The organism is Stenotrophomonas sp. AS1 (assembly GCF_048957655.1).
In the GTDB taxonomy this organism is placed as follows: Bacteria; Pseudomonadota; Gammaproteobacteria; order Xanthomonadales; family Xanthomonadaceae; genus Stenotrophomonas; species Stenotrophomonas bentonitica_A.
The window spans coordinates 56,557-79,463 of the sequence record NZ_JARVXM010000010.1 but is presented as its reverse complement, the minus strand read 5'-3'; the positions used below and the strand labels follow the sequence as shown (position 1 = coordinate 79,463).

15 protein-coding genes and 1 tRNA gene are annotated in these 22,907 nt (G+C 62.8%); 2 read left to right on the top strand and 14 right to left on the bottom strand.

Features of this window, described 5'->3' with window-relative positions:
* Positions 1-50: 50 nt before the first annotated feature.
* The 8 genes from PV764_RS19290 to PV764_RS19255 form a co-directional block, all read right to left on the bottom strand.
* Complete coding sequence (locus tag PV764_RS19290) at positions 51-635, bottom strand: hypothetical protein (protein WP_346466357.1); 585 nt, start codon at positions 633-635, stop codon at positions 51-53.
* The gene (locus tag PV764_RS19285; protein WP_421117315.1) at positions 632-2,086 is read right to left on the bottom strand and encodes an RHS repeat-associated core domain-containing protein; all 1,455 of its coding nucleotides are present in this window, start codon (positions 2,084-2,086) and stop codon (positions 632-634) included. The genes PV764_RS19290 and PV764_RS19285 overlap by 4 nt, the downstream gene beginning before the upstream one ends.
* A gap of 796 nt (positions 2,087-2,882) precedes the next feature.
* Positions 2,883-3,386 (bottom strand): hypothetical protein, encoded by a 504-nt coding sequence (locus PV764_RS19280; protein WP_421117313.1) that lies wholly within the window; start codon positions 3,384-3,386, stop codon positions 2,883-2,885.
* A 1-nt stretch (position 3,387) separates the two neighbouring features.
* The gene (locus PV764_RS19275; RefSeq protein ID WP_421117312.1) at positions 3,388-6,969 is read right to left on the bottom strand and encodes an Ig-like domain-containing protein; all 3,582 of its coding nucleotides are present in this window, start codon (positions 6,967-6,969) and stop codon (positions 3,388-3,390) included.
* Between the two features lie 209 nt (positions 6,970-7,178).
* Entirely contained in the window at positions 7,179-9,785 is a 2,607-nt protein-coding gene (locus PV764_RS19270) for a hypothetical protein (RefSeq protein WP_421117311.1), read from the bottom strand.
* A gap of 488 nt (positions 9,786-10,273) precedes the next feature.
* The gene (locus PV764_RS19265) at positions 10,274-10,639 is read right to left on the bottom strand and encodes a hypothetical protein (protein ID WP_421117310.1); all 366 of its coding nucleotides are present in this window, start codon (positions 10,637-10,639) and stop codon (positions 10,274-10,276) included.
* A 235-nt stretch (positions 10,640-10,874) separates the two neighbouring features.
* On the bottom strand, positions 10,875-11,231 hold the full coding sequence (locus PV764_RS19260) for a hypothetical protein (RefSeq protein WP_421117309.1): 357 nt from the start codon (positions 11,229-11,231) through the stop codon (positions 10,875-10,877).
* Positions 11,232-11,495: 264 nt separating this feature from the next.
* Positions 11,496-11,571: transfer RNA gene (locus PV764_RS19255), tRNA-Thr, on the bottom strand.
* 162 nt (positions 11,572-11,733) lie between these two features.
* On the opposite strand from PV764_RS19255, the gene treA reads away from it, so the two are divergent.
* Positions 11,734-13,362: an alpha,alpha-trehalase TreA gene (gene treA, locus PV764_RS19250; protein ID WP_421117308.1), complete on the top strand. Its 1,629-nt coding sequence runs from the start codon at positions 11,734-11,736 to the stop codon at positions 13,360-13,362.
* Between the two features lie 24 nt (positions 13,363-13,386).
* Here treA and PV764_RS19245 read toward each other — a convergent pair whose 3' ends face one another.
* The 6 genes from PV764_RS19245 to murJ form a co-directional block, all read right to left on the bottom strand.
* Complete coding sequence (locus PV764_RS19245) at positions 13,387-15,267, bottom strand: M61 family metallopeptidase (protein ID WP_421117307.1); 1,881 nt, start codon at positions 15,265-15,267, stop codon at positions 13,387-13,389.
* A gap of 219 nt (positions 15,268-15,486) precedes the next feature.
* Positions 15,487-16,437 carry a 4-hydroxy-3-methylbut-2-enyl diphosphate reductase gene (gene ispH / locus PV764_RS19240; protein WP_284128217.1) on the bottom strand — a complete coding sequence of 317 codons (951 nt, stop codon included), beginning with the start codon at positions 16,435-16,437 and terminating at the stop codon, positions 15,487-15,489.
* Between the two features lie 53 nt (positions 16,438-16,490).
* The gene (gene lspA / locus PV764_RS19235; protein ID WP_070426864.1) at positions 16,491-16,997 is read right to left on the bottom strand and encodes a signal peptidase II; all 507 of its coding nucleotides are present in this window, start codon (positions 16,995-16,997) and stop codon (positions 16,491-16,493) included.
* Entirely contained in the window at positions 16,997-19,828 is a 2,832-nt protein-coding gene (gene ileS / locus PV764_RS19230; protein WP_421117306.1) for an isoleucine--tRNA ligase, read from the bottom strand. Before ileS ends, lspA begins: the two co-directional genes overlap by 1 nt.
* Positions 19,825-20,772 carry a bifunctional riboflavin kinase/FAD synthetase gene (locus PV764_RS19225; protein WP_019184513.1) on the bottom strand — a complete coding sequence of 316 codons (948 nt, stop codon included), beginning with the start codon at positions 20,770-20,772 and terminating at the stop codon, positions 19,825-19,827. The genes ileS and PV764_RS19225 overlap by 4 nt, the downstream gene beginning before the upstream one ends.
* 75 nt (positions 20,773-20,847) lie before the next feature.
* A complete protein-coding gene (gene murJ / locus PV764_RS19220) occupies positions 20,848-22,452 on the bottom strand; it encodes a murein biosynthesis integral membrane protein MurJ (protein WP_026069993.1) in 1,605 nt (534 codons plus the stop codon).
* Positions 22,453-22,568: 116 nt separating this feature from the next.
* Between murJ and rpsT the strand changes: the two genes are divergently transcribed.
* Complete coding sequence (gene rpsT, locus PV764_RS19215; protein WP_019184515.1) at positions 22,569-22,838, top strand: 30S ribosomal protein S20; 270 nt, start codon at positions 22,569-22,571, stop codon at positions 22,836-22,838.
* The last annotated feature ends 69 nt before the right edge of the window (positions 22,839-22,907 follow it).

The following is a 22,907-nucleotide window of genomic DNA, read 5'->3' as shown; positions in this document are numbered from 1 at the left end:
CTGAACATCCCAGGCCAATCCAGTCACCAGACTTGCCTGGAACACCTGCCCTACGTGCTTGGACCGGAATACAGGACAACGCCATGCACACGCAAGTTCGGATGCACCTCGCATTCCTTGCTTTCATCGTGGAAACACGCTTGTGGAAGCCCAGCCATGTCCATCTCGAAGACCACTCTGGAGCGGTTGACGAAGTTCGCATAGCGCCTGCCGTCTTCATTTCCCGTGACAAGACGACCGTCCGGATAGGCAGCCTTCAGCGCCACCAACGTGGAGCCAACACCAACTCCCTTCTCATCTAACAATCCCTCGGAGATGGTCCGCAGCTTCTCTATCCTGCCTTGGTCGAACCAGCATTCGACAACCAGACCGTCGGGTAACGAGACATCCATGACTATGTATTCGTCTCCTTCCTGCATAACCGAACGTTCAATGATGGGATTGCCGGCTGCGAAAAGCTGGTCCTTGGTCATCCCAATACGCAGGCCCGCAAGGGAGCCACTGCTGGCATCAATGCCTGCCACCAAGGGGACAGCTTCAGTAGGCGTCTGCTTGGCCAGATCCCTTACGTCGGAGGGAGCAGGGCTGCATGCCACTAGCATCATGAGCCAAGCTCCGCCGGAGATGATCTTCATTTTTTGGGTTTCCAGTCAGTGAAACGTCCCTGCGTTCCATCCTGCTTAAGATCCACATGAACGCCGCGGCCATCAGTATATTGATTGACCCGGTTGAATTCGCCGGAACCATGGGCCGCATCAGCGGTCTGCTTAGCTGTGCTCCCATTTATCCGTATGTCTGCCGCGTTGTCCTGTAGGTGCTGGCTCCGACTCGCGCCACCCACCGTTCGGTTTTGCTCCACCGTTCTTTGGCCACTAGTAACTTCGACATTCTTGCCGGATTTATCACTGAAGTTGAGCAATTTGGTCGTCACTTCAGATCCGGGATTGGCTGGCGCACCACCCAATGACTTCTGAGGCGGAAGGGTGACAGTTCCACGAACTTCCGTCCGTGTTCCATGGACGATTCCATAATTGGAAACATTCGTCCTCACAACATCGACCGCCCCACTGCCGGTCGTCGTACGCGTAGTTGTCTGGTAGAAGACAAGCGGCTGGCCAGGGACTGCCTGTCTGCCGTCGGGATCCGTGAACTTGTACGGATTCCCGTTCGCATACCGATACCGGTTGAACTGCCCAACAGGCTGCTCATACGCCGTCACCGGATCCACAGACAGGAACACACCCAACTGCGGATCCATGTACCTCTGCTGCATGTAACTCAGCCCTGTGGCCGAATCGCTCACATGTCCGGTGTAGCCCGGCCCATCCTTGACCTGCCCGCCCAGCTCGGCACCGTACGGCTCAAACCGGCGGCGCTCGACAACACTGCCTGTGCCATCCGTGACAGCGACCGGGCTGCCCAGCGCATCCACATGCGTCCAGGTAACCCCTGTCGGGCCGCGGGTGGCCAGCAGTCGACCACCTACATAGATGTACTCCGAGGCGCCCTTCCCTCGCCGATCTTCATGCACCACCTTCCCGGCCAACGAATACAGCGCGCGCAGGCGTTGCCCCTGGGCATCGTACGCCACGGCACGCCGCCCATAGGCATCGTAGGCATAGCGCTCCGCTTCCTGCACTTCGCGCAGCCTGTTGCCAAAGTCGAAGTCGTACTTGCGTCCGTTGCGCAGCAAGAGATTGCCTTGAACATCCCAGGCCAATCCGGTCACCGTCGCGCCAGCATCATCGCGGACATTGGTCAGCTGGTTGCGCCCGTCGTACCAGAACTGCTGGCTGCGCACGCCACCCAGCTGCACGCTCAGTAGATTGTCCTGCACGTCATAGGTGTAGCGGAATGCGCCATCGCCCCCGAAGGAAGTCGACTGCGCAAGCGTCAGCCTGCCCTGGCCGTCGTAACCCATGCGGATGTCATGCGCAGTTCCCTGCTGCCGATCGATAATTGCCGAAACATCACCATTGGCGCCGTACTGATACAGAAGCTCGCTGGCAGTGCCATCCTTTAATTGCGACGGAAGCATCCGCGCATTGAGCACGCCCTGATGCTCGATGCCATTGCCATAGCGCATGCCAGCGAGCGCGCCATTGGGATGCCAGGCGATGTTCTCGGCATAGAGCGCTCCAGCACTGTCAGAGATTCGTCTGGGCTTGCCAAGGGCGTCGGGCTCATAGCTCAGTATCAGCCCTCCTGGTCGTGTCTCGCTGGAAAGATTTCCGTTTCGATACAAAGTAACTTGAAGCTTACAAACGTGCTGAGGTAACAGCCCAAGCGTTCTACATTGTGATTAACACCGGCAATCTAACCTCTCGGAAGGTGCCCGAGCTGAGTCAGGCTAGGCCTGCCCGGCTTAAAGCTAACCGTCCTGCGTCCGAAATAGTAATTGTCCACGGGCAACCGCAGAACTCAGCGAGCAAGCGATAGCGCATTTAGCCAGATCACGAACCGTCACTATCCAGCTACTCCAGCCGCTTGCTACAGCGCGCAACGAGCGGTCAGCACGGTCATAGCTGCGCGGCTCTTTCAAAAGCAGAGGAGCTAGTGATGGACGGAGCCAATGGCCTAGGTCCTCACGAACCCTAAGCGAGCCTGAGGCCAAGGTGCTCGCAGCCGCTGCAATTGATCAGTACGGCTAAGCACGATCCACAGTTGGCTGCAATTGAACTGATGCACGCAATGACTCGAGTCAAAACCCTCACCAATCAATGAGTTCCAGCACCGGCCACAAACAAAGAGCCCCGACGTGGGCCGGAGCTTCTCTAAAACCGGCTCCGGAAACCGGAGTCGAACCTGCGCCCTACTTATTACGAACCCAGCGAACAGGCCACACGAGCAAACAAAGCGGCTAACAACTGGCCAGATAAACACTACTCGCGAGGAGCGAGCCCAAGACTCTCAGAGCCAAATGCGCCAAATCCACGGATATCTACAGCAGCACGAAATAGCGCAAGGACCATCACTTCCGCATGATCAAGAAGCGAATAATTATCCAAAAGTTCTGAAACCTCAACGGACAAAAAATAATCAAAGTCCCAACTTCTAAGCCTCTCGACACTCAAAGGAATATTGTGAACTACATTTAAAATAACTACAGCCCCGCGAATATTTCTATTAGAAACACTAGCAACAGCAGCGTCAATTGCAAACTCAATCAACGCCCTTGCGGGAATCACATCAATGGCCTCGATGTCTCCCGAAACCCCACTCAGAGCAGCTAGAGCATCGCGAGCCCGCCCCCCGACAAGGAGAAAATTTCTTGCAGAAACCAAGGCCGCGACAACACGATCAACTGAATTCACACGAAACCCCGTCAAATATAAATTATGAGACCTTCCCATGAACATCTCCATATGACAGATCTTCACACCCATATCAGTATCCAAGACCCGGAGAATACACCAAATCCGCCGGACTCTTATATGCGCCCCACGGCAACTGAACCTCTCTTACGGGGACCTCAGACACTCCCGCTCGCGGTGCGGCCAATGCGCGATGGTGACCATCTAGAATGTAAAGCGCCCCTTCATGTCGTGTGACAACCAGAGGCTCTCTCACAGCCCCATCGCTTCTTATACTTTTCACAAGGCGACCCAGGGCTTTATTGCTCATGGTCCTCCCATGAGTCGCGATGAGGCTTCTCACCTCGGCAACAGCCGGTCTGATCTCCGGGCCAACCGGAGTTGCCATTGACGCAATGCTGATCACTGCCGCAATCGGAACTTCCCCAGCATTGGAATGGGCCGCCGAAGAAATCTCCTTAATATCGTCCCTTGCATCCTGAATCGTCGAAGCGACCATGTCGACAAAGCGATCGACAGGCCTCTTACTTTTTTCCAGGAGGAAAGATTCGTTTGCCGCGTCAATATCCTTACGACTCATCCGTCCGTCGGGATCCGTGAACTTGTACGGATTCCCGTTCGCATACCGATACCGGTTGAACTGCCCAACAGGCTGCTCATACGCCGTCACCGGATCCACAGACAGGAACACACCCAACTGCGGATCCATGTACCTCTGCTGCATGTAACTCAGCCCTGTGGCCGAATCGCTCACATGTCCGGTGTAGCCCGGCCCATCCTTGACCTGCCCGCCCAGCTCGGCACCGTACGGCTCAAACCGGCGGCGCTCGACAACACTGCCTGTGCCATCCGTGACAGCGACCGGGCTGCCCAGCGCATCCACATGCGTCCAGGTAACCCCTGTCGGGCCGCGGGTGGCCAGCAGTCGACCACCTACATAGATGTACTCCGAGGCGCCCTTCCCTCGCCGATCTTCATGCACCACCTTCCCGGCCAACGAATACAGCGCGCGCAGGCGTTGCCCCTGGGCATCGTACGCCACGGCACGCCGCCCATAGGCATCGTAGGCATAGCGCTCCGCTTCCTGCACTTCGCGCAGCCTGTTGCCAAAGTCGAAGTCGTACTTGCGTCCGTTGCGCAGCAAGAGATTGCCTTGAACATCCCAGGCCAATCCGGTCACCGTCGCGCCAGCATCATCGCGGACATTGGTCAGCTGGTTGCGCCCGTCGTACCAGAACTGCTGGCTGCGCACGCCACCCAGCTGCACGCTCAGTAGATTGTCCTGCACGTCATAGGTGTAGCGGAATGCGCCATCGCCCCCGAAGGAAGTCGACTGCGCAAGCGTCAGCCTGCCCTGGCCGTCGTAACCCATGCGGATGTCATGCGCAGTTCCCTGCTGCCGATCGATGATTGCCGAAACATCACCATTGGCGCCGTACTGATACAGAAGCTCGCTGGCAGTGCCATCCTTTAATTGCGACGGAAGCATCCGCGCATTGAGCACGCCCTGATGCTCGATGCCATTGCCATAGCGCATGCCAGCGAGCGCGCCATTGGGATGCCAGGCGATGTTCTCGGCATAGAGCGCTCCAGCACTGTCAGAGATTCGTCTGGGCTGGCCGAGGGCGTCGGGCTCATAGCTCAGTATCAGCCCTCCTGGTCGCGTCTCGCTGGACAGGTTCCCATTTCTATCGTAGCCATAGCCTATTGAAAGCGGGCTGCCGCCATCGAGGGTCGACTCTTCCCATATGAGCTGCCGGCTTGGTGAGTATCGATAGCTGTTGACGACCGCGGCGTTCTGCCCATCGTTGCTGGTGATCACCTTCAAGGGAAGCCCGTCCGGCGTGTACTCCCAGCGCTGATTGCCCCTGCCGTCGGGAAAGCGCAGTTCCACAAGGCGATTTCGCGCATCGTAGACGCGATCGACCCGACGTCCAGAAGACCAGGCCGATTCGCGATCACAGCGCCCGGCATCCGGCAGTGCGATGCCCGCAGCAGACCAGGTCAGATTGCCAGCTCCGTCATACTCCATCACGGTCGCACCGGTTTCCGGCTCGATCACCTTGCATAGTCGCTGCTGGGCGTCATACACGTATCGCCGGACCGCACTGGCGGGTGACTGCGGCGCGCTCACGCTGATCGTGATCTCGTCGCTACCCGATGCTCCACTGGAGTCGCGGGCAACGGCGCGCAGCGTGTGCGGCCCTTCGCCCAGCCCAGTCAGCTGCACCTGATAGGGAGCCGAGGACAATTCCGCGACAAGCACTCCGTCCCGGTAAAGCCTGACATCACTGACAACGCCGTCGGCGTCGCTCGCCGAGGCACTGAAGAGCGTGGTCGCAGGGGAGGTCAGCGCAGTCGTCGCTTGCGGGGCGGTAATGCGGACGACTGGCGCTTGGTTCGCTGAAAGTGCGTGATGCCCCGAGCCGTTGAGCGCAACCGGCTGTCCGGTCAGCGCGGAAACACCATAAGCGTGAATGGCCTTTCCCAAGCCAGCCTGCAGAACCTCAGCCGAAGGAGTGATCAGGAAGTCATGCGCGCTCCCTGTTGCGCACTGGGCCGCCCTTTCAGCCGGACTTGCCCGGTCGGCGAGATACTCTCCAGCAGACAGTCCTGCGCCCTCAGGCCCTCCAATGAACACACGCACTTTGATCGGCCCAGGCACATGCGTCGAGCAGGCCCAGCCGACGATATTACCGTCCCGCAGACCCGTGATTGCACCTGAGACCTTTGATGCATGTACGGTCCTGGAGTCGCTCAACGCCACGGCTCCACGCGTATCGCGTACAGATGCCTGCACCGTATGGCTGCCCGGTGATGCCACCCAGTCAACGAAGTGATTGGGCGGGGACGTCACGCCGATCGTGGCGCCGTCCACGACGAAGCTCACCGATGCAACGCCGTCGTCCGCATCGCTGGCCGTTGCAGAGAGACGAATAACCGTGCCTTCTGAGTACACGGCGCCATGCGCCGGAGATACCAGCGCTACGACGGGCTGCTGGTTGGCCGGCACCACGAATACGCCTGACTGCACTATCGCGTAGTTGGCTGCTCCAACGGGCGAAATGCCGTGCACATGGATCGGCTTCCCCTGATGCGCTGCGATCAGCCCGCCATCAATGGGAATGCGGAAACCGTGTGCATCACCCTGCGTCCCGCAAGCAGACGCTACACCGGCACCGGCAGGCAGATCTGCTCGGGTCGAGGAGACACCAACCCCTTGCCCAGCAGCGCCCCCCACATAGAGATGGACGTCAATCGGAGTTTCGATTCCCGTCGAGCAGGCCCATCCCACCAGGTGGGCTCCAGAGATTCCGTCGATGTAGCCCGTAACGTTGGACGCAACGACATTGACCATCGGCGCGGGCGTTTCACCGCCGAACCACTCCACCCCATCCTGCACCATCCGCCACTGGAACCTGTGCTGACCGGGCTGTGTAGGGGCCCGCACGGCAAAGGGGATAGTCACCGTCTCGTTGGGTGCGACGGGCCCCGGCAGGTTGGCCCGGGAAGTACCCCAGGTCAGATTGTCAGGGGGATACCACGAGCCCAGCCTGAAATTTTGTTCATTCGTCCATGTGTCCTTGCCAATGTTCTTGTAAGTGACACTGACTGCATAAAGCTGCCCGACCACCATCTGCGTGGGCACCGACATCGAGGCATATTCCGACTGTCGGGGGCGGGACCCTGGTAGCGGCTCGTAGTCTTCCGGGCAACCTTTGGTTGGATGTGGCCGGCTCCCATCCTCACATCGTGGCGGGGCGGCGAATGCTGATACGCACAACAAAAGCGATACCACGAGTACCGCAGCACGCAGCCCCCGGCGCCAGACGAAGCACGATTGCCGAATCGGTCCAGTAGGGCTCATCGCTGGCTCCTTTCAATGCTCAAGGGCTTGCCCCACGCGTCGCGCTGGATGGACGTCCTGGCGGATTCGGGACGATCAATGACGGCAGGAAGCTCTTTCACCGGAGCACCGTAACCGTCGAATCGATAGGCTGTGACCTGCCCATCAGGGAGCCGTGTCAGCGCCGAGTTGCCGGCCTGGTAGGTCGTGACTGTGGTCAGCAGTCCAAGTTCACTGTCCTGGGATGTCGAACTCACGCGTCCCACCGCGTCAAATTCGGTCCATACACCTGACGCCGTGCCGTCCGGTGTTCGCGTGGGATAGGACTCGAACGTAGTTCTTCCCGCTTCGTCATAACTGCGCCGAATCCAGGCAACAGAGTCCGCACGCCCATTGTCGCGCCGGGTTGAAAGAACCGGCTGCCACAAGGCATCGAAGAACTGTTCGTTGACTGCATTGCCTCGTGTCTCCGTCCTTCGCCAATGCCCTGCAGCAAGTCCATGCTCCGCGCTACCAACCGGTCCGAATGCCACTGCCACCGGATTGCTGATGCTGCCGTCGCAAAGCCCTGCCGTGGCGGCCGGAAAAGTGATGCCACTTATCCGGCCCATGCGATCAAATGCGTAGCATGTCTTGTTGCTGGCCTCATCGACCACAGAGGTGATCCAGCCATTAGCATCGACGTCGGCACGCTGGGAGGTACCGTCGGCGAAGACGGTTTGGCGCGGCGCTCCCCGGTACCACTCCGAAAGGAGTGTCGCATTGCCCCTGCCGTCCACGACTCTGCGCAGATTTCCGTCGGGCCAATACTCGGCGGTGCGGTCGATGCGGCCAAAGATGCTTACCGATACGGGACGGGCCTTGTCGTCGTAGGTCACCTGCTCGGAAGCAACCGCGCTCCCAGCCAGAGATGTTCTTCCCGGCAGATCCAGCACCCAGTGCTGCACGTTGTTCACGGGCGCGAAATCCAGAGTGCGCCCTCCGCCTGTGGAATCCAGATCGGACCGGAACGAGGGCTGGGCAAACACGTTGTAGCCCCCGAAAGTGGAACGGTACCAATCACCATCCAGTTCGATGTCTACCTGGTGAACCGGCGTAAGGCTGCTCAGCGGAGTGAAATTTGACGCCCACGGGGAGCTGGCAGGCACAGCGCCGAGCACCGCAGGATAAGCATTTCCGCTGGACGGAGCGTAATGGTACCGAGTCGTTCTGGTGGGAAGCGTGGCCCCAGCGCCTCCGTCCTCGACCGCCACCAGCTTGCCCTCGTACGCTCCCCATTCGTTACTGAAGGTGCTGCGCACCCAGCGGCCGCCCGGCAGCGTTTCGGTCGTCTGCACAGTTCGGATACAGCCCCCAGCGCACTGATGAGTCCAGCTGGGATTGGGAGCTCCATAGGCGTATTGCCACGTCTGGTTCACACCCGGACCGGAATACCTTCTTGAACTCAGCGCATACACGTCATAGGCGGAAGGGGTCACCACGTGCTCTTCGCTCATCGCGCTTGCGGGAACACATTCGTAGGGGACGTTGGACCGCCCACGACGGGCAACATTCAGCAGATACGTCGCGGACAGGCCCGAGGGTCCGGCCATCGATGCCTGTACGGGCCGATTGATGGCCGAAGTATCAGGGGGTGCGCATTCCGTGGGTGGCGGCGGCGCAACCAGGGAGTAGAACGAGCCCAGATCGAAGCTGTAACGGCTTCCATCCGGCTGGGTCACCGATTTCAGGGTCTTGAACTGGGAGATGGTAGATGTCCCCTCGATGGCATAGCTGTAGGTCCACACACGACCATTGGCATTCATCGCAGTTATGACATCGTCCTTCCATTCGAACGTGACCAGACGTCCATCGCTGCCGCTTATCGAGATCAGTCTGTCGCCGTCATAGTTGTAGTCGACAAAATTCCCGAAGCGATCTTCGATTCGACTGGCAACCATGGCGAGCGTGCTTACGCGTGCGCGTACAGGCGGCGCCGGATCTCTCTCGAGGATGTAGACCTGCGATCGGCGGGAGACCAGGAGACGATCCAACCGATAGCGGTTACCCGCTGGAGACAAGAAGCTGAAACCCTCACCCTCCTGCCCATTTGATGTCTGCGACAGGCAACTCGCCTGCCAGCCCGACTGGGTCACAACGGGATGGCCTGCCGGATTGTTTGAGGGCGCCACCGGATTGTTGGGATCCCGGCGCATCGGCATCTGCACTCGCCCCAGCTCGTCCACGAGTTCGTATCCTTCCCACCATTCCCTCACAGGGATGGGAATGACCGGCCCACTTGCGGAGAAGAAAGTGCAGCGCTTCAACGCGTCCTGCTGGACCACACGCCAGGGCTTTTCCGCGCTTCCCCTTGTGAGCATGTGGGGTATGGACGGCGACCAGTCCGCAAAACCCAGGGGGCCATCGCCTTTTCGATAGCGTCCCAGCTCATAGGTTCTGCCAATGACGATATCCGGCCCGGTGCCTTTTAGAACCAGATCGGTCTGATGAAAGGACAGGTCCCCCTTGTATTTGTCCAAGCGCTCGCCGAAGGCATTCTGGTCAAGAGGGGCAACCGTACTTCCAACCTTGATCGACTCGGCATAACTGGGAAACTCCTGCCCTTGTGCGTGAAAGGCGGTCATGCCACAGGTAGCTGAGACAAGGAGGATCCAGCTGCGGACACGCGCCTTTAAGGCACCTCTTTTACGGGACTTGTACGTGCTGGCAGTCCCAGGCACCCGTCTTTCCTGCATGCTTCCCCCTCCCTACGTATGCCCCCAAGAGCGGGAGGCGCGCAATGATTGAAGAATCCTCCGTCCGTTGGCGATCTGGAACCTCGATTCCGGACACAGCTTCACCCGTCCCTGACATTTGACCAAAGACGACAGTGCAGTCGTTGGAGCCGGTACGAATTCCCCTTCGCACCCGCCCCCTTGATAGCAGGCCCCGGCCTGAATGTGAATCAGATTAATCCGATAATTCTGCGGAGCCCGGGCCTGCCCTACCCCCACCCGAGTCAATGCCCAAACAAAAAGCCCCGACCAAGGCCGGGGCTTTCTGCTGTATCTGGTGCCGGAAATAGGAATCGAACCTACGACCTACGCAATGAGGAAGTCCGGACCTGCATCAACTATTCGAAGCTTTCGGCCTCAAGGCGAGCCTTGATCTCCTGAAGCGTCGCTCGTGCTCCAGGGAGATCCTCATGGATGTCGTCTGAAAAATACACGTTGCATACGAACTCACGTGGCCGCATATAGAACGATCCTTCGTCACTGGTGACCACCCAAAAGCGTGAAGCTCTGGGAACGGTGATTTCGAACAACCCTGAACGGACAGGAATCAATCGTCCGAACTCATCTTCGACTCCGTAGAGAGTCAAACCATGGTATTCACCCTTCTCGAAGATGCAGGCAACCGTGCACAAAAGGTACTCATGCCCAACGTTGATCGGGAATTCCCTCCGCCGATCTGTACCGAACGAAGACGACACATCCATGCCGATTCTCAACGCCCGTACTTTCTTACGACACTCACCTATGGATTGATCACAGTTTTTGGCTCGATGCTATGACCAGTCTCAGAATTGCGGAACGCATGCGTTTCCACATGCCCGCCATCTGCAGCTTTATAGGACGAACTGCAGACTTTCTGATATCTGACGGCTTCACCTCCGTGCTGGGCAGCAAGACGCTCATTCTGTCGCAGTGGCTGCTTCGTAGTCGGACCGTACGTCACTGTGCCCCCCCACCCGCCAACTCAGCCATCTGCTGCTCGATTGCCAACTTCTTACCCAGTTGTGCGGCCTCGTCCCCGTGCTTAAGGACCGATTTTCCGGTATCTCCAATGATCGGAACGAGGCCGGTGGTAGCCGCGACCACGTTGCGGACTGCCTCAATGGCACCTTTCGCGTCGCCAACGATGGGGGTGAAATCTGCAACCATCGAGGCAGCATCGCGGAATGCCTGCCTAGTTTCAGGCTTGGTCCAATCCGTCTCATAGACCGAACGCGGCCGGCTCTGCCTTCCGTCCGGATCCTTGAAATTGTAAGGATTCCCGTTGGCATAAGGATATCGAATGAACTGTCCCACGGGCTGTTCATACGCCGCCACCGGATCAACAAGGCCGGGGATTCATAGCACAGGACTGGGCGGCTGCGGTTTCCAGGTCAGGAACGGTGCCAGGACCTAAGCGTCTGGGAAGCCGCTGGGGCGCGTAGGTCGCGCGGCTCGGAAATTCTGGGCTGCCAGCCATGGGCTGGCACTACTGGGTGGCCGGCCAGCGGCCGGCGCTACCAACGGCCGTATCGCCACAAACAAAAAGCCCCGACCGAGGCCGGGGCTTTCTGCTGTAACTGGTGCCGGAAATAGGAATCGAACCTACGACCTACGCATTACGAATGCGCCGCTCTACCAACTGAGCTATTCCGGCGAGGTCGTGAATTCTAGGGGGTGTCGACCACTTTGGTCAATCAGGGAAGCGCTCCACCATGGAAGCGCCCATGCCCCAATGCCCCGGCACGACCCGCTGCCGCCGCACCAGCCCTTGACGCGCCGGCCCCTACAGTGGGCTCCCCACTTCCGGAGGCATCCCATGCGCCCCTGTTCCCGCCTGGCGGGCCTGCTGCTGTCATCCCTGTTGTTGAGCGCCGCCGCGCAGGCACAAGGCACGGTGTCGGCGCCGCCGCCCCCGGACCAGCAGTGGCAGCCCCTGTTCCAGCAGGTCCAGGGCGCGCACCTGTTCAAGGATCAGAAGACCTTCGCCGATGCGGTGCCCCGCCAGCCGGCGGCGACCGTCCTGACCGATTGGCAGCGCGCCAGGACGCAGCCCGGGTTCGACCTCGCCGGTTTCGCCTCCGAGCACTTCACCGTGCCCGGCGACACCCAGCCCTACGTGCCGCCCGCGGGCGAGACGCTGCGCGCGCACATCGAGGGGCTGTGGCCCGTGCTGACCCGCACCACCGACACGGTGGATCCGAACGGCTCGCTGCTGCCGCTGCCCAGGCCCTACGTGGTGCCCGGCGGTCGCTTCCGCGAGGTGTACTACTGGGACAGCTACTTCACCCTGCTCGGGCTGGCCTCCAGTGGCCGCTGGCAGCAGGTGCGCGACATGGTGGACAACTTCGCGTTCCAGCTCGACAGCTACGGCCATGTTCCCAACGGCAACCGCAGCTACTACCTGAGCCGCTCGCAACCCCCCTTCTTCAGCCTGATGGTGGATCTGCTCGCCACGCATGAAGGCGATGAGGCTTACCGCCGTTACCTGCCGCAGTTGCGCATCGAGCATGCGTTCTGGATGCGCGGCGCGGAAAGCCTGGCAACGGGCGAGGCACGCGAGCGGGTGGTCAGGCTGGCCGATGGCCAGCTGCTCAACCGCTATTGGGACGACCGCGCGGTGCCGCGCACCGAGTCCTGGATGGACGACCTGGCCACGGCTGCGCAGGCGCCGCAGCGCACGCCCTCAGAGATCTATCGCGATCTGCGCGCCGGCGCGGAGTCCGGCTGGGATTTCAGCTCGCGCTGGCTCGCCGAGCCGTCTGCATTGGCGAGCATCCACACCACCGCGATCGTGCCGGTGGATCTGAACAGCCTGCTGTTCCATCTGGAAGCGACCGTAGCCCGCGCAAGCAGGGCGGCCGGCGATCGCAGCGCTGCGCGCGCCTTCACCCGACTGGCGAAGGCACGTCAGCACGCCATCAACCAGCTGCTCTGGGATGACCAGCAAGGCTGGTACGTGGATCGCGATCTGGAGCGTGGCCAAACCCGCCCTGCCCTGACCGCGGCGGCGTTGTTTCCCTTGTGGCTGGACGTCGCCGGGCGCACACAGGCACGCCGTACCGCCCAGGCAGTCGATTCGCAGCTGCTCCGCGATGGCGGGCTGCTGACCACCACCGTGGCGACCGGTCAGCAATGGGATGCCCCGAATGGCTGGGCACCGTTGCAGTGGGTCGCGGTGGACGGGTTGCAGCGCTATGGGCAGGACACCCTCGCCCGCCGGATCGGCACGCGCTTCCTGCGCACGGTGCAGACGGTGTATGACCGCGAGGGCAAGCTGGTGGAGAAATATGTGGTGGACGGTTCGGCCACCGGCGGCGGTGGCGGCGAGTACCCGCTGCAGGACGGTTTCGGCTGGAGCAATGGCGTCACGCTGGCCCTGCTGGATCGGCTGTGCGCGCCGAAGCGGGTATGCAACAGTGCAGAGGAGGTGGAGACCGCAGACTGATCCGGCGGCCTCCACGCAGCGCACTCACCGCGCCTTCCACAACTCCGCCAGTCGATCCGGCTTGCCTGCGATGCGCTCCAGCGACGGGTACTTCAGCCCATCGTGGTAATCCAGCGTGACCGTATCGATGCGGTCGAAGCTCTTCACCAGCAGCGTCAGCGGCGCCTTGTCGGTCTTGGCTGCGGTGATCGCCTCCTTCAACTGCTCGGCCTTGAACACCCGGCCATTGAGCGCGACCACGCTCATGCCGGGGGTCAGGCCGGCATTGAAGGCCGGGCTGTCCCACAGCACATCGCCGATGTAGCCGGATTCGCTGACCGACATTCCGATGGAGTAGAGCAGGTTGCTGTTCTTGCCGCGGGCTTCCTGTGCCTTGAACGCCTCGTTCGGTGTATCGGTGTACACCAGTTTCCAGCCAGCCGCTTCCAGGCCCCCGGTGAGCGGACCATGCCCGTCCAGGCGCTCGCGCAGGAAGCTGGCCCAGTCGAACGGCGCCACGCCGTTGAGCGTGCTCACCACCTCGTCGAAGGTGTAGGGATTTACATTCCAGTCGCCGTCGTTCATGCCGAAGAACGCCTTGGCGAAGTCGTCCAGGCCGCGCTTGTTACCCGTCAGCGCGCGCAGCTTGCCCTCCACCTCCAGCCAGACCATCTGGCCGCCGGAGTAGTAGTCCTCGCTCATCTGGTAGTTGCGGAAGGCCAATGCGCGGCGCTGGGCGATGGTCGGGTCGTTGGTGGTGTCCTGCAGGTTGCGCCAGGCCAGGCCCGGGCGACCACGATCGTAGGTGCCCGCCACATTGGCCAGCACGTCACGGGTCTGCTGCTGGCTCCACAGCCCGGAACGCGCGGCCAGCACCTGGCCCCAGAACTGGGTCTGGCCTTCATACAACCACAGCAGGCTGTCGCCCATGGGCACGTTGAAGTTGGCGGTGGTCAGATCGGCGCCACGACGGTACTTGCCGTTCCAGGAGTGGTTGAACTCGTGCGGCAGCAGATCGCGGCCCAGCCAGGTCTTGTCCCACTCGGTGAAGTAACCCGTGTCACCGCTGTTCTCGCTGGAGCGCTGATGCTCCAGGCCGATGCCACCGAGCTTGTCGGTCAGCGCAAGCAGGAACTCGTAGCGGTCGAAGTGGCGTGCGCCGTAGAGCTTGTACATCTGCTGCACCAGCGCGCGGTGCGCCTGGATCTGCTCGGGCTTGGCGGCCAGCGATCTGGCCTCATCGGCGAAGACGTTCAGGTGCACCGGCACCTTCGCGCCGGGGTCCAGGTCGAAGCGCTGGAAGTGGCGCCCGGCGAACAGCGGCGAGTCGACCAGGTGGTCGTAGCTGATCGGCTTGAACACCACCGTGTCACCCTCGCGGCGCTCGGTATCCAGCGCGGTGGCATATGACCAGCCCGGCGGCAGAGTGACGGTGGCCTGCGCCTGGATGTTGCGGGTGATCACCCCGGCCGGATACAGCGAATTGGCATTCCACTGCAGATTGAGCATGTCCGGGGTCATCACCACGCGGCCCTGGTTGCCCTGCGAAGAGAGGAACTTGAACTCGGCCACCACTTCGCTGGCGCCCTGCGGCACCTCCACGGTGAAGGCATAGACGTCGTACTGATCACGCGTCCACCGCAGTGGCTTGCCATTGGCGGTGACGACCAGGCCGGCGAGCTTGTCGATCGGGCCACTCGGTGAATGTGCCCCGGGCAACCACTGCGGGTACAGCAGGGTCAGTGGGCCGGGTCTGGCCGGCACCGTGGCCTTGACCTTGAAGATCCGTCGGCCGATGTCACGTGCGTCCACGTCGATGCGCAGCAGCCCGGGGAAGGCCACGTCCTGCGGCGGCGGTGTCTGCGCCTGCACGCCGGTGGCGGACACGGCCAGCAACACGGACAGGGCAATGGCACGCATCTTCATCAGGCAGGCTCCAGCGGGGGAAGCCTCGATCCTAGCCCTGCGTTACCGCCCTGCCCCATGGCCAAAGGTCATGCGTCGCGTTGCGGCCATGATTGGCACAGCCGAGTGCGGTGACGTTCTGTCTGCCGGATGGGATCAGGGCCAACCGAGGTGTGCTGCCGGCCAGCGGCCGGCACTACCGGGGCAGCGCCACGGCATGCGTGGCGTCGCGATGCCTGGTCAGTCGACCAGTCGCAGGCGCAGTTCCTTCGGCAGTGCGAACACCATCGATTCCGGCTCACCGTCCAGTTCGCCGACGCCGGTGGCACCGAGTTCCTTCAGCCGCGCGATCACGCCATCCACCAGCACCTGCGGGGCCGAGGCACCGGCGGTCAGGCCGATGTGCTTCTTGCCGGCGACCCAGGCCGGATCAATCTCGTCGGCACCGTCGATCAGGTAGGACTCCACGCCATCACGGCGCGCCAGTTCACTCAGGCGGTTGGAGTTGGAGCTGTTCGGCGAGCCGACCACCAGCACCAGGTCGCAACGCTTGGCCAGGTCGCGCACGGCGTCCTGGCGGTTCTGCGTGGCGTAGCAGATGTCGTCGTTCTTCGGGCCCTGCATCGCCGGGAAGCGGGTGCGCAGGGCGTCGATGATGCCGCGGGTGTCATCCACCGACAGCGTGGTCTGGGTGGTGTAGGCGAAGTTCTCCGGCTGGTCGATGACCAGCGTGGCGACGTCCTCCACGTCTTCCACCAGGTAGATCTGGCCGGTGCCGCGCTCGCGGCTCCACTGCCCCATCGTGCCTTCCACTTCCGGGTGCCCGGCGTGGCCGATCAGCACCACGTCGCGGCCGGCACGGCAGTGACGCGCCACTTCCAGGTGCACCTTGGTGACCAGCGGGCAGGTCGCGTCGAACACCTTCAGGCCACGTCGGTCGGCTTCCTGGCGCACGGCCTGGGAAACGCCGTGGGCACTGAAGATCACCGTGTTGTCGTCCGGCACTTCGTCGAGCTCCTCGACGAAGATCGCGCCGCGGGCCTTGAGGTCATCAACCACGAACCGGTTGTGCACGACCTCGTGGCGCACGTAGATCGGCGCACCCAGGGTCTCGATCGCGCGCTTGACGATCTCGATCGCACGATCGACACCGGCACAGAAACCACGCGGATTGGCGAGCAACACATCCATCGGTCAGATACTCCGGCCGGCGTGAGCCGGGTTGTTACGGATACAGGAGGGAATTATCCCGCTTTTTTGGCAGCCTTGCCGTCGAACAGGCCGAACAGGGCGATACCCACCGCGCCGACCACGATCGCCGAATCAGCGATATTGAACGAGGGCCAGTAATGGTCCCCGATATGCCACTGGATGAAATCGACCACGTGACCGTGCATGAGGCGGTCGATCACGTTGCCGATCGCCCCGCCAATCACCAGCGCGTAAGGCACGGCGCTGCGCCAGGCGCCGCGAGCGGTGCCCCACATCCAGTAGGCCATCAGGCCGCTGATACCCACCGCCAGCGCGGTGAAGAACCACAGCTGCCAGCCACCGGCATCGCTCAGGAAGCTGAATGCCGCACCGGTGTTATAGGTGCGGAACCAGTTCCAGAAGCCCTCGATGACCACCACCGGCTCGTACTCGGGCAGGCTGGACAGCACCCAGGCCTTGCTCCACTGGTCGGCGATGATGATCGCCGCCGAGAGCAGCAGCCAGATCAGCGCGTTCGGACGCGGACGGGCGGCGGCCATCAGAACCACCGCCGGTCTTCGCCGGCCCCATCGATGTTGGTCACGCAGCGGCCACACAGTTCCGGATGCGCAGCGACCGAGCCCACATCGGCGCGGTAATGCCAGCAGCGCACGCACTTCTGCTTGCCGGTCGGCTGGGCGCTGACGAACACCTCATCGGTGGTCGCCGGGCGTACCTGCACGTCACCGCTGATCAGCAGGAAGCGCAGCTCCTCGGCCAGCGGCTGCCAGCGCGCGGCGGTCTCGCCATCCGCGGCGACGGTGATCTCCGCTTCCAGCGCCGCACCGATCGCACCATTGGCGCGCATCGGCTCAAGCACCTTGGCGACCTGCTCGCGCAGGGCCAGCAGCTGGTCGAAATCGGCCGCGTTGAGCGGTGCATCGGCCGGCAACGGAGCCAGGCCCTCGTACCACGTGGCGAACAGCACGTTCTCCTTGCGCTCGCCCGGCAGGTACCCCCACAGCTCATCGGCGGTGAAGCTCAGGATCGGCGCGATCCAGCGCGTGAACGCTTCGGCGATGTGGTACATCGCGGTCTGCGCCGAGCGGCGGCCGCGCGAGTCCACCGGCATGGTGTACAGGCGGTCCTTGGTGACATCCAGATACACCGAGCCCAGATCCACGCTGCAGAAGTTCAGCAGCAGCTGCACGATCTCGGCCATGTTGTAGCCGGTGTACGCCGCCTTGATCTTCTCCTGCACCTCGAAGGCGCGATGCACGATCCAGCGGTCCAGCGCGACCATGTCGGCCGGGGCCACCCGATGCTGGGCCGGGTCGAAGCCGTCCAGGTTGCCGAGCAGGAAGCGCGCGGTGTTGCGCAGGCGCCGGTAGGCATCCGCGTTGCGCTTGAGGATTTCCTGCGACAGCGACATTTCGTTGCTGTAGTCGGCCGAGGCGATCCACAGGCGCAGGATGTCCGCGCCGAGGGTCTTCATGATGTCCTGCGGCTCGATGCCGTTGCCCAGTGACTTGGACATCTTGCGGCCCTTCTCATCCACGGTGAAGCCGTGGGTGAGGCACTGCTTGTACGGGGCCTGCTTGTCGATGGCCACGCCGGTCAGCAGAGAGGACTGGAACCAGCCGCGGTGCTGGTCCGAGCCTTCCAGGTACAGATCGGCCGGCTTGCCGAAGCCACGCGCCAGCAGCACGCCTTCATGGGTCACGCCCGAGTCGAACCAGACATCGAGGATGTCGGTGACCTTCTCGTACTGCGGCGCTTCATCGCCCAGCAGCTCGGCGCTGTCCAGGGAGTACCACACGTCGATGCCTTCGGCCTGCACGCGGTCGGCGACCTGCTGCATCAGCTCGACGGTACGCGGGTGCGGCTCACCGGTTTCACGATGGGTGAACAGCGCGATCGGCACGCCCCAGGTGCGTTGGCGGCTGATGCACCAGTCCGGGCGGCCATCGACCATCGAGCCGATGCGCGCCTTGCCCCAGCTCGGGAACCAGCCGACGTTGTCGATCGCGGCCATCGCATCGCTGCGCAGGTTGGCCTTGTCCATCGAGATGAACCACTGCGGGGTGGCACGGAACACGACCGGGGTCTTGTGGCGCCAGCAGTGCGGGTAACTGTGCACGATCTCGACATACGCCAGCAGCGCACCGGACGCACGCAACACATCGACGATCAGCGGCTGCGCCTTCCACAGGTGCACGCCGGCCAGCTCGACATCGCCGGCCGGCGGGGTCGAGGACAGGTACACGCCACGGCCGTCGACCGGATTGATCTGGCCGGCGTTGTACTTGTCCATCAGCCCGTACTGCTGGCTGACCACGAAGTCTTCCTGGCCATGGCCCGGGGCGGTATGCACCGCACCGGTACCGTCTTCGTCGGAGACGTGCTCGCCGTTGAGCAGCGGGATGTCGCGCTGCGGATAGAACGGATGGGCCAGCAGCAGGTTTTCCAGCGCGGCGCCGGTGGCACGGCCGTGCACGACCAGGCCGTCCACGCCATAGCGCTGCAGCGAACGCTCGGCCAGCGCGGCGGCCAGCACCAGCCAACGGCGCTTGCCGTGGTGGGCCGGGCCTTCGGCCAGCACGTACTCGATCTCCGCACCGAGGGACACCGCCAGCGAGGCCGGCAGCGTCCACGGGGTGGTGGTCCAGATCGGCACCGCCACCTCGACATCGGCCGGCAGCGTCACGCCGAAGCGCTCGGCCAGCTGCTGCGAATCACGCGACACGTAGGCCACGTCGATCGCCGGGGAGGTCTTGTCCTGGTATTCGATCTCGGCTTCGGCCAGCGCCGAGCCACAGTCGAAGCACCAGTGCACCGGCTTGGCGCCGCGCACGATGTGACCGTTGGCGAAGACCTTGGACAGCGCGCGGATCTCGTTGGCCTCGAAATCGAAGCTCAGCGTTTTGTACGGGTTGTCCCAATCGCCGATCACACCCAGGCGCTTGAAGTCGCGGCGCTGCAGTTCGATCTGCTCTTCGGCGAACTCGCGGCACTTCTGGCGGAACGCGACCGCATCGAGCTTGACGCCGACCTTGCCCCACTTCTTCTCGACCGCGATCTCGATCGGCAGGCCATGGCAATCCCAGCCCGGGACGTAGGGCGCATCGAAGCCGGCCAGGTAGCGCGACTTGACGATGATGTCCTTGAGGATCTTGTTGACCGCGTGGCCCAGATGGATCTGGCCATTGGCGTAGGGCGGGCCGTCGTGCAGCACGAACAGCGGGCGGCCCTGCGCGTTGTCGCGCAGGCGGGCGTAAAGGCCCTCGTCCTCCCAGCGCGACAGAATGCCCGGCTCGCGCTTGGGCAGGTCGCCGCGCATCGGGAATTCGGTTGCCGGCAGATGAAGGGTGGCTTTGTAGTCCTGGCTCACGCAGTGGCTCGCAATCTGTGTTCGGAAAGGATGTGACGGGCCTGTTCGGCGTCACGGTGCATCTGGTCGGTCAACGCGGCCAGATCGTGGAACTTTTCTTCGTCGCGCAACTTGGCGACGAATTCGACATCGATGTGGCGACCGTACAGGTCGCCCTGGAAATCAAACAGGTGCGCCTCCAGCAGCGGCTCCACGCCATCCACGGTGGGACGCGTACCGAAGCTGGAGACCGAGGGCCACGGCTGGTCGAACACGCCGTGGACCCAGGTGGCATAGATCCCCGACAGCGCCGGCGTCTTCGGGAAGCGCAGGTTGGCGGTCGGGAACCCCAGCGTACGGCCCAACTGGCGGCCGCGCACTACCCTGCCCCCAATCGTATACGGCCTGCCCAGCAGATCGCCGGCGTGGCTGAAATCACCGGCGCGCAGCAACTGACGGATGCGGGTGCTGGAGATGCGCTCACCGTGCAGATCCACCGGTTCGATCTCGTCGGCACTGAAGCCACGCTCGCGGCCCATCGCCTGCAGCAGGGCCAGATCGCCGCGGCGGCGGTTGCCGAAGCAGAACTCCGGCCCGATCCACACCTCGCGCGCGCTCAGCCGGTGCACCAGCAGCTGCTCGACGAAATCCTCGGCCTGCATCGCGGCCATGCGCGCGTCGAAGCGCAGCAGGCCGATCGCATCGACGCCCAACTCGCGCAGCATCGCGACCTTGTCACGGGCCAGGGTCAAGCGCGGCGGCGGCTCGCCCTGGGCGAAGTACTCGCGCGGCAGCGGCTCGAAAGCCACCGCCACGGCGGCCACGCCCAGCGCGCGCGCGCGCGAAACGGCGTGGCGCACCAACGCACGATGACCCAGGTGCAGGCCGTCGAATGCGCCGATGCAGACCACGCTTCCGTGCGGGAACAACTGCCCGCCTTCGACGCTTCTAAACAGCCTGCTCATCTACGTGGAATGCGGCCCACCAGGGCCGATGCTTTGCAAGAGATAGCCATGAAGTATAGCCGGGCTGCCCCCGGATCAATGCTCCCGCAGGTGGCGCGGGCGGAAGCCCATCGCGATCAGGGCCACCAGGTAGGTCAGGCCACCGCCGCCGACCAGCAGCGCGAGGTTGCCGATCCGGTGCCATTTGTCCATGCCGGTGAAGTCCGCCATCCCGTAACGCAGGGCCAGCAGCACCGCCACCATGGCCACGCAGGCCAGCCCCAGCTTGGTGACATAGCCGCCCCAGCCCGGCTTGGGCTGATACACATCGGTCTTGCCCAGCCAGTACCAGAGCAGGCCCAGGTTCAGATAACTGGACAGCGCGCTGGCAATGCCCAGCGCCAGGTGCAGGCCCGGCTGCTTGCCCAGCGCGACCCACACGCCCTGCGCCTTGAGCGCGTCGGGCACCATCACCTGGTACAGCACGGCCAGCAGAATGAAGTTGAACACCATGTTGGCCACCAGCGCGGCCACGCCGGCGCGGACCGGGGTACGGGTGTCCTGGCGGGCGTAGAAGGCCGGCAGGACCACCTTGAGCAGCGCGAACGCCGGCAGCGCGAAGCTCAGGCCGTACACCGACAGCGCGGTCATCCGGGTATCGAAGGCGGTGAAACGCCCGTACTGGAAGACCGTGGCGATCAGCGGCTCGGCCAGCAGCAGCAGGCCCAGCATGGCCGGAACGGCGATCAGCAGGGTCGTGCGCAGGCCCCAGTCCAGCGCGCTGGAGAAGCCGGCCTTGTCGGTGCTCACATGGTGGCGGGCCAGCGCCGGCAGGATCACCGTGCCCAGCGCCACCCCGAACACGCCCAGCGGCAGCTCCAGGAAGCGATCGGCCAGCGACAGCCAGGACTGCGAGCCGTCGGTCAGCTTGGCGGCGATCACGGTATCGAGCAGCAGGTTGATCTGCGCGATCGAAGAACCGAACAGGGTCGGCACCATCAGGGTCAGCACCTTGCGCACGCCCGGATGCCGCCAGCCCCAGCGCGGCAGGGTCAGCAGGTTGATCCCTTTCAGCGAGGGCAGCTGGAACAGCAGCTGCAGCAGCCCGGCCGCCAGCACCGCCCAGCCCAGTGCCAGGATCTGCTTCTCCGGCGTACCACCCAGCCGCGGGGCCAGCCACAGCGCACCGGCGATCATGCACAGGTTGAGGATGACCGGGGTCAGCGCCGGCATCGCGAACTTCTGGAAGCTGTTGAGCGCCCCGCCCGCCAGGGCGGTCAGCGAGACGAACAGCAGGAACGGGAAGGTCAGCCGGAACAGGTCCACCAGCAGGCCATGCTTGGCCGGGTCGGTATCCACCCCGCTGGAGAACAGGGTCGCCAGCTGGGGCGCGAAGATCAGCGCCAGCGCGGTGACCAGCAGCAGGACCCCGCCCAGGGTGCCGGCCACCCGCGACATCAGCTCGCGCAGTTCGGCGTGGGAGCGGGTTTCCTTCACTTCCGTGAACACCGGGACGAAGGCGGTGGCGAACGAGCCCTCGGCGAACAGGCGGCGCAGGAAATTGGGCACCCGGAAGGCGACCCAGAAGGCGTCGGTCACCGCATTGGTGCCGAACGTGGTGGTGATGACCAGGTCGCGAACCAGCCCCAACACCCGCGAAATCATGGTCATGCTGCTGAAAGACAGCAGGCCCCGCAACATCCTTGGTGAACTCACCCGTGTTCCCTCTTGACAATTGACTTGACGTACATTTTTCGAGCCATCATACTTTCCAGCTTGCTGTTCCCATTACACCGATTTTTCAGGAAACCACCACTGTGGCCAATATCAAGTCCGCCAAGAAGCGCGCCAAGCAGACCGTCGTGCGCAACGCGCGCAATACGGCTCAGCGTTCGATGCTGCGCACCGCTGTCAAGAAGGTGATCAAGGCTCTGGATGCCAATGACGCCGCCGGCGCCGAGGCAGCCTTCGCTGTTGCCCAGCCGATCCTCGACCGTTTCAGCTCGCGTGGTCTGATCCACAAGAACAAGGCTGCTCGCCACAAGAGCCGCCTGACCGCGCGCATCAAGGCCATCAAGGCCGCCTGATACGGCGCTGCGGGTGTCGTAGAGCCACGCCACGCGTGGCTTCGATCCAGCCGCAGAGAAAAGCCCGGC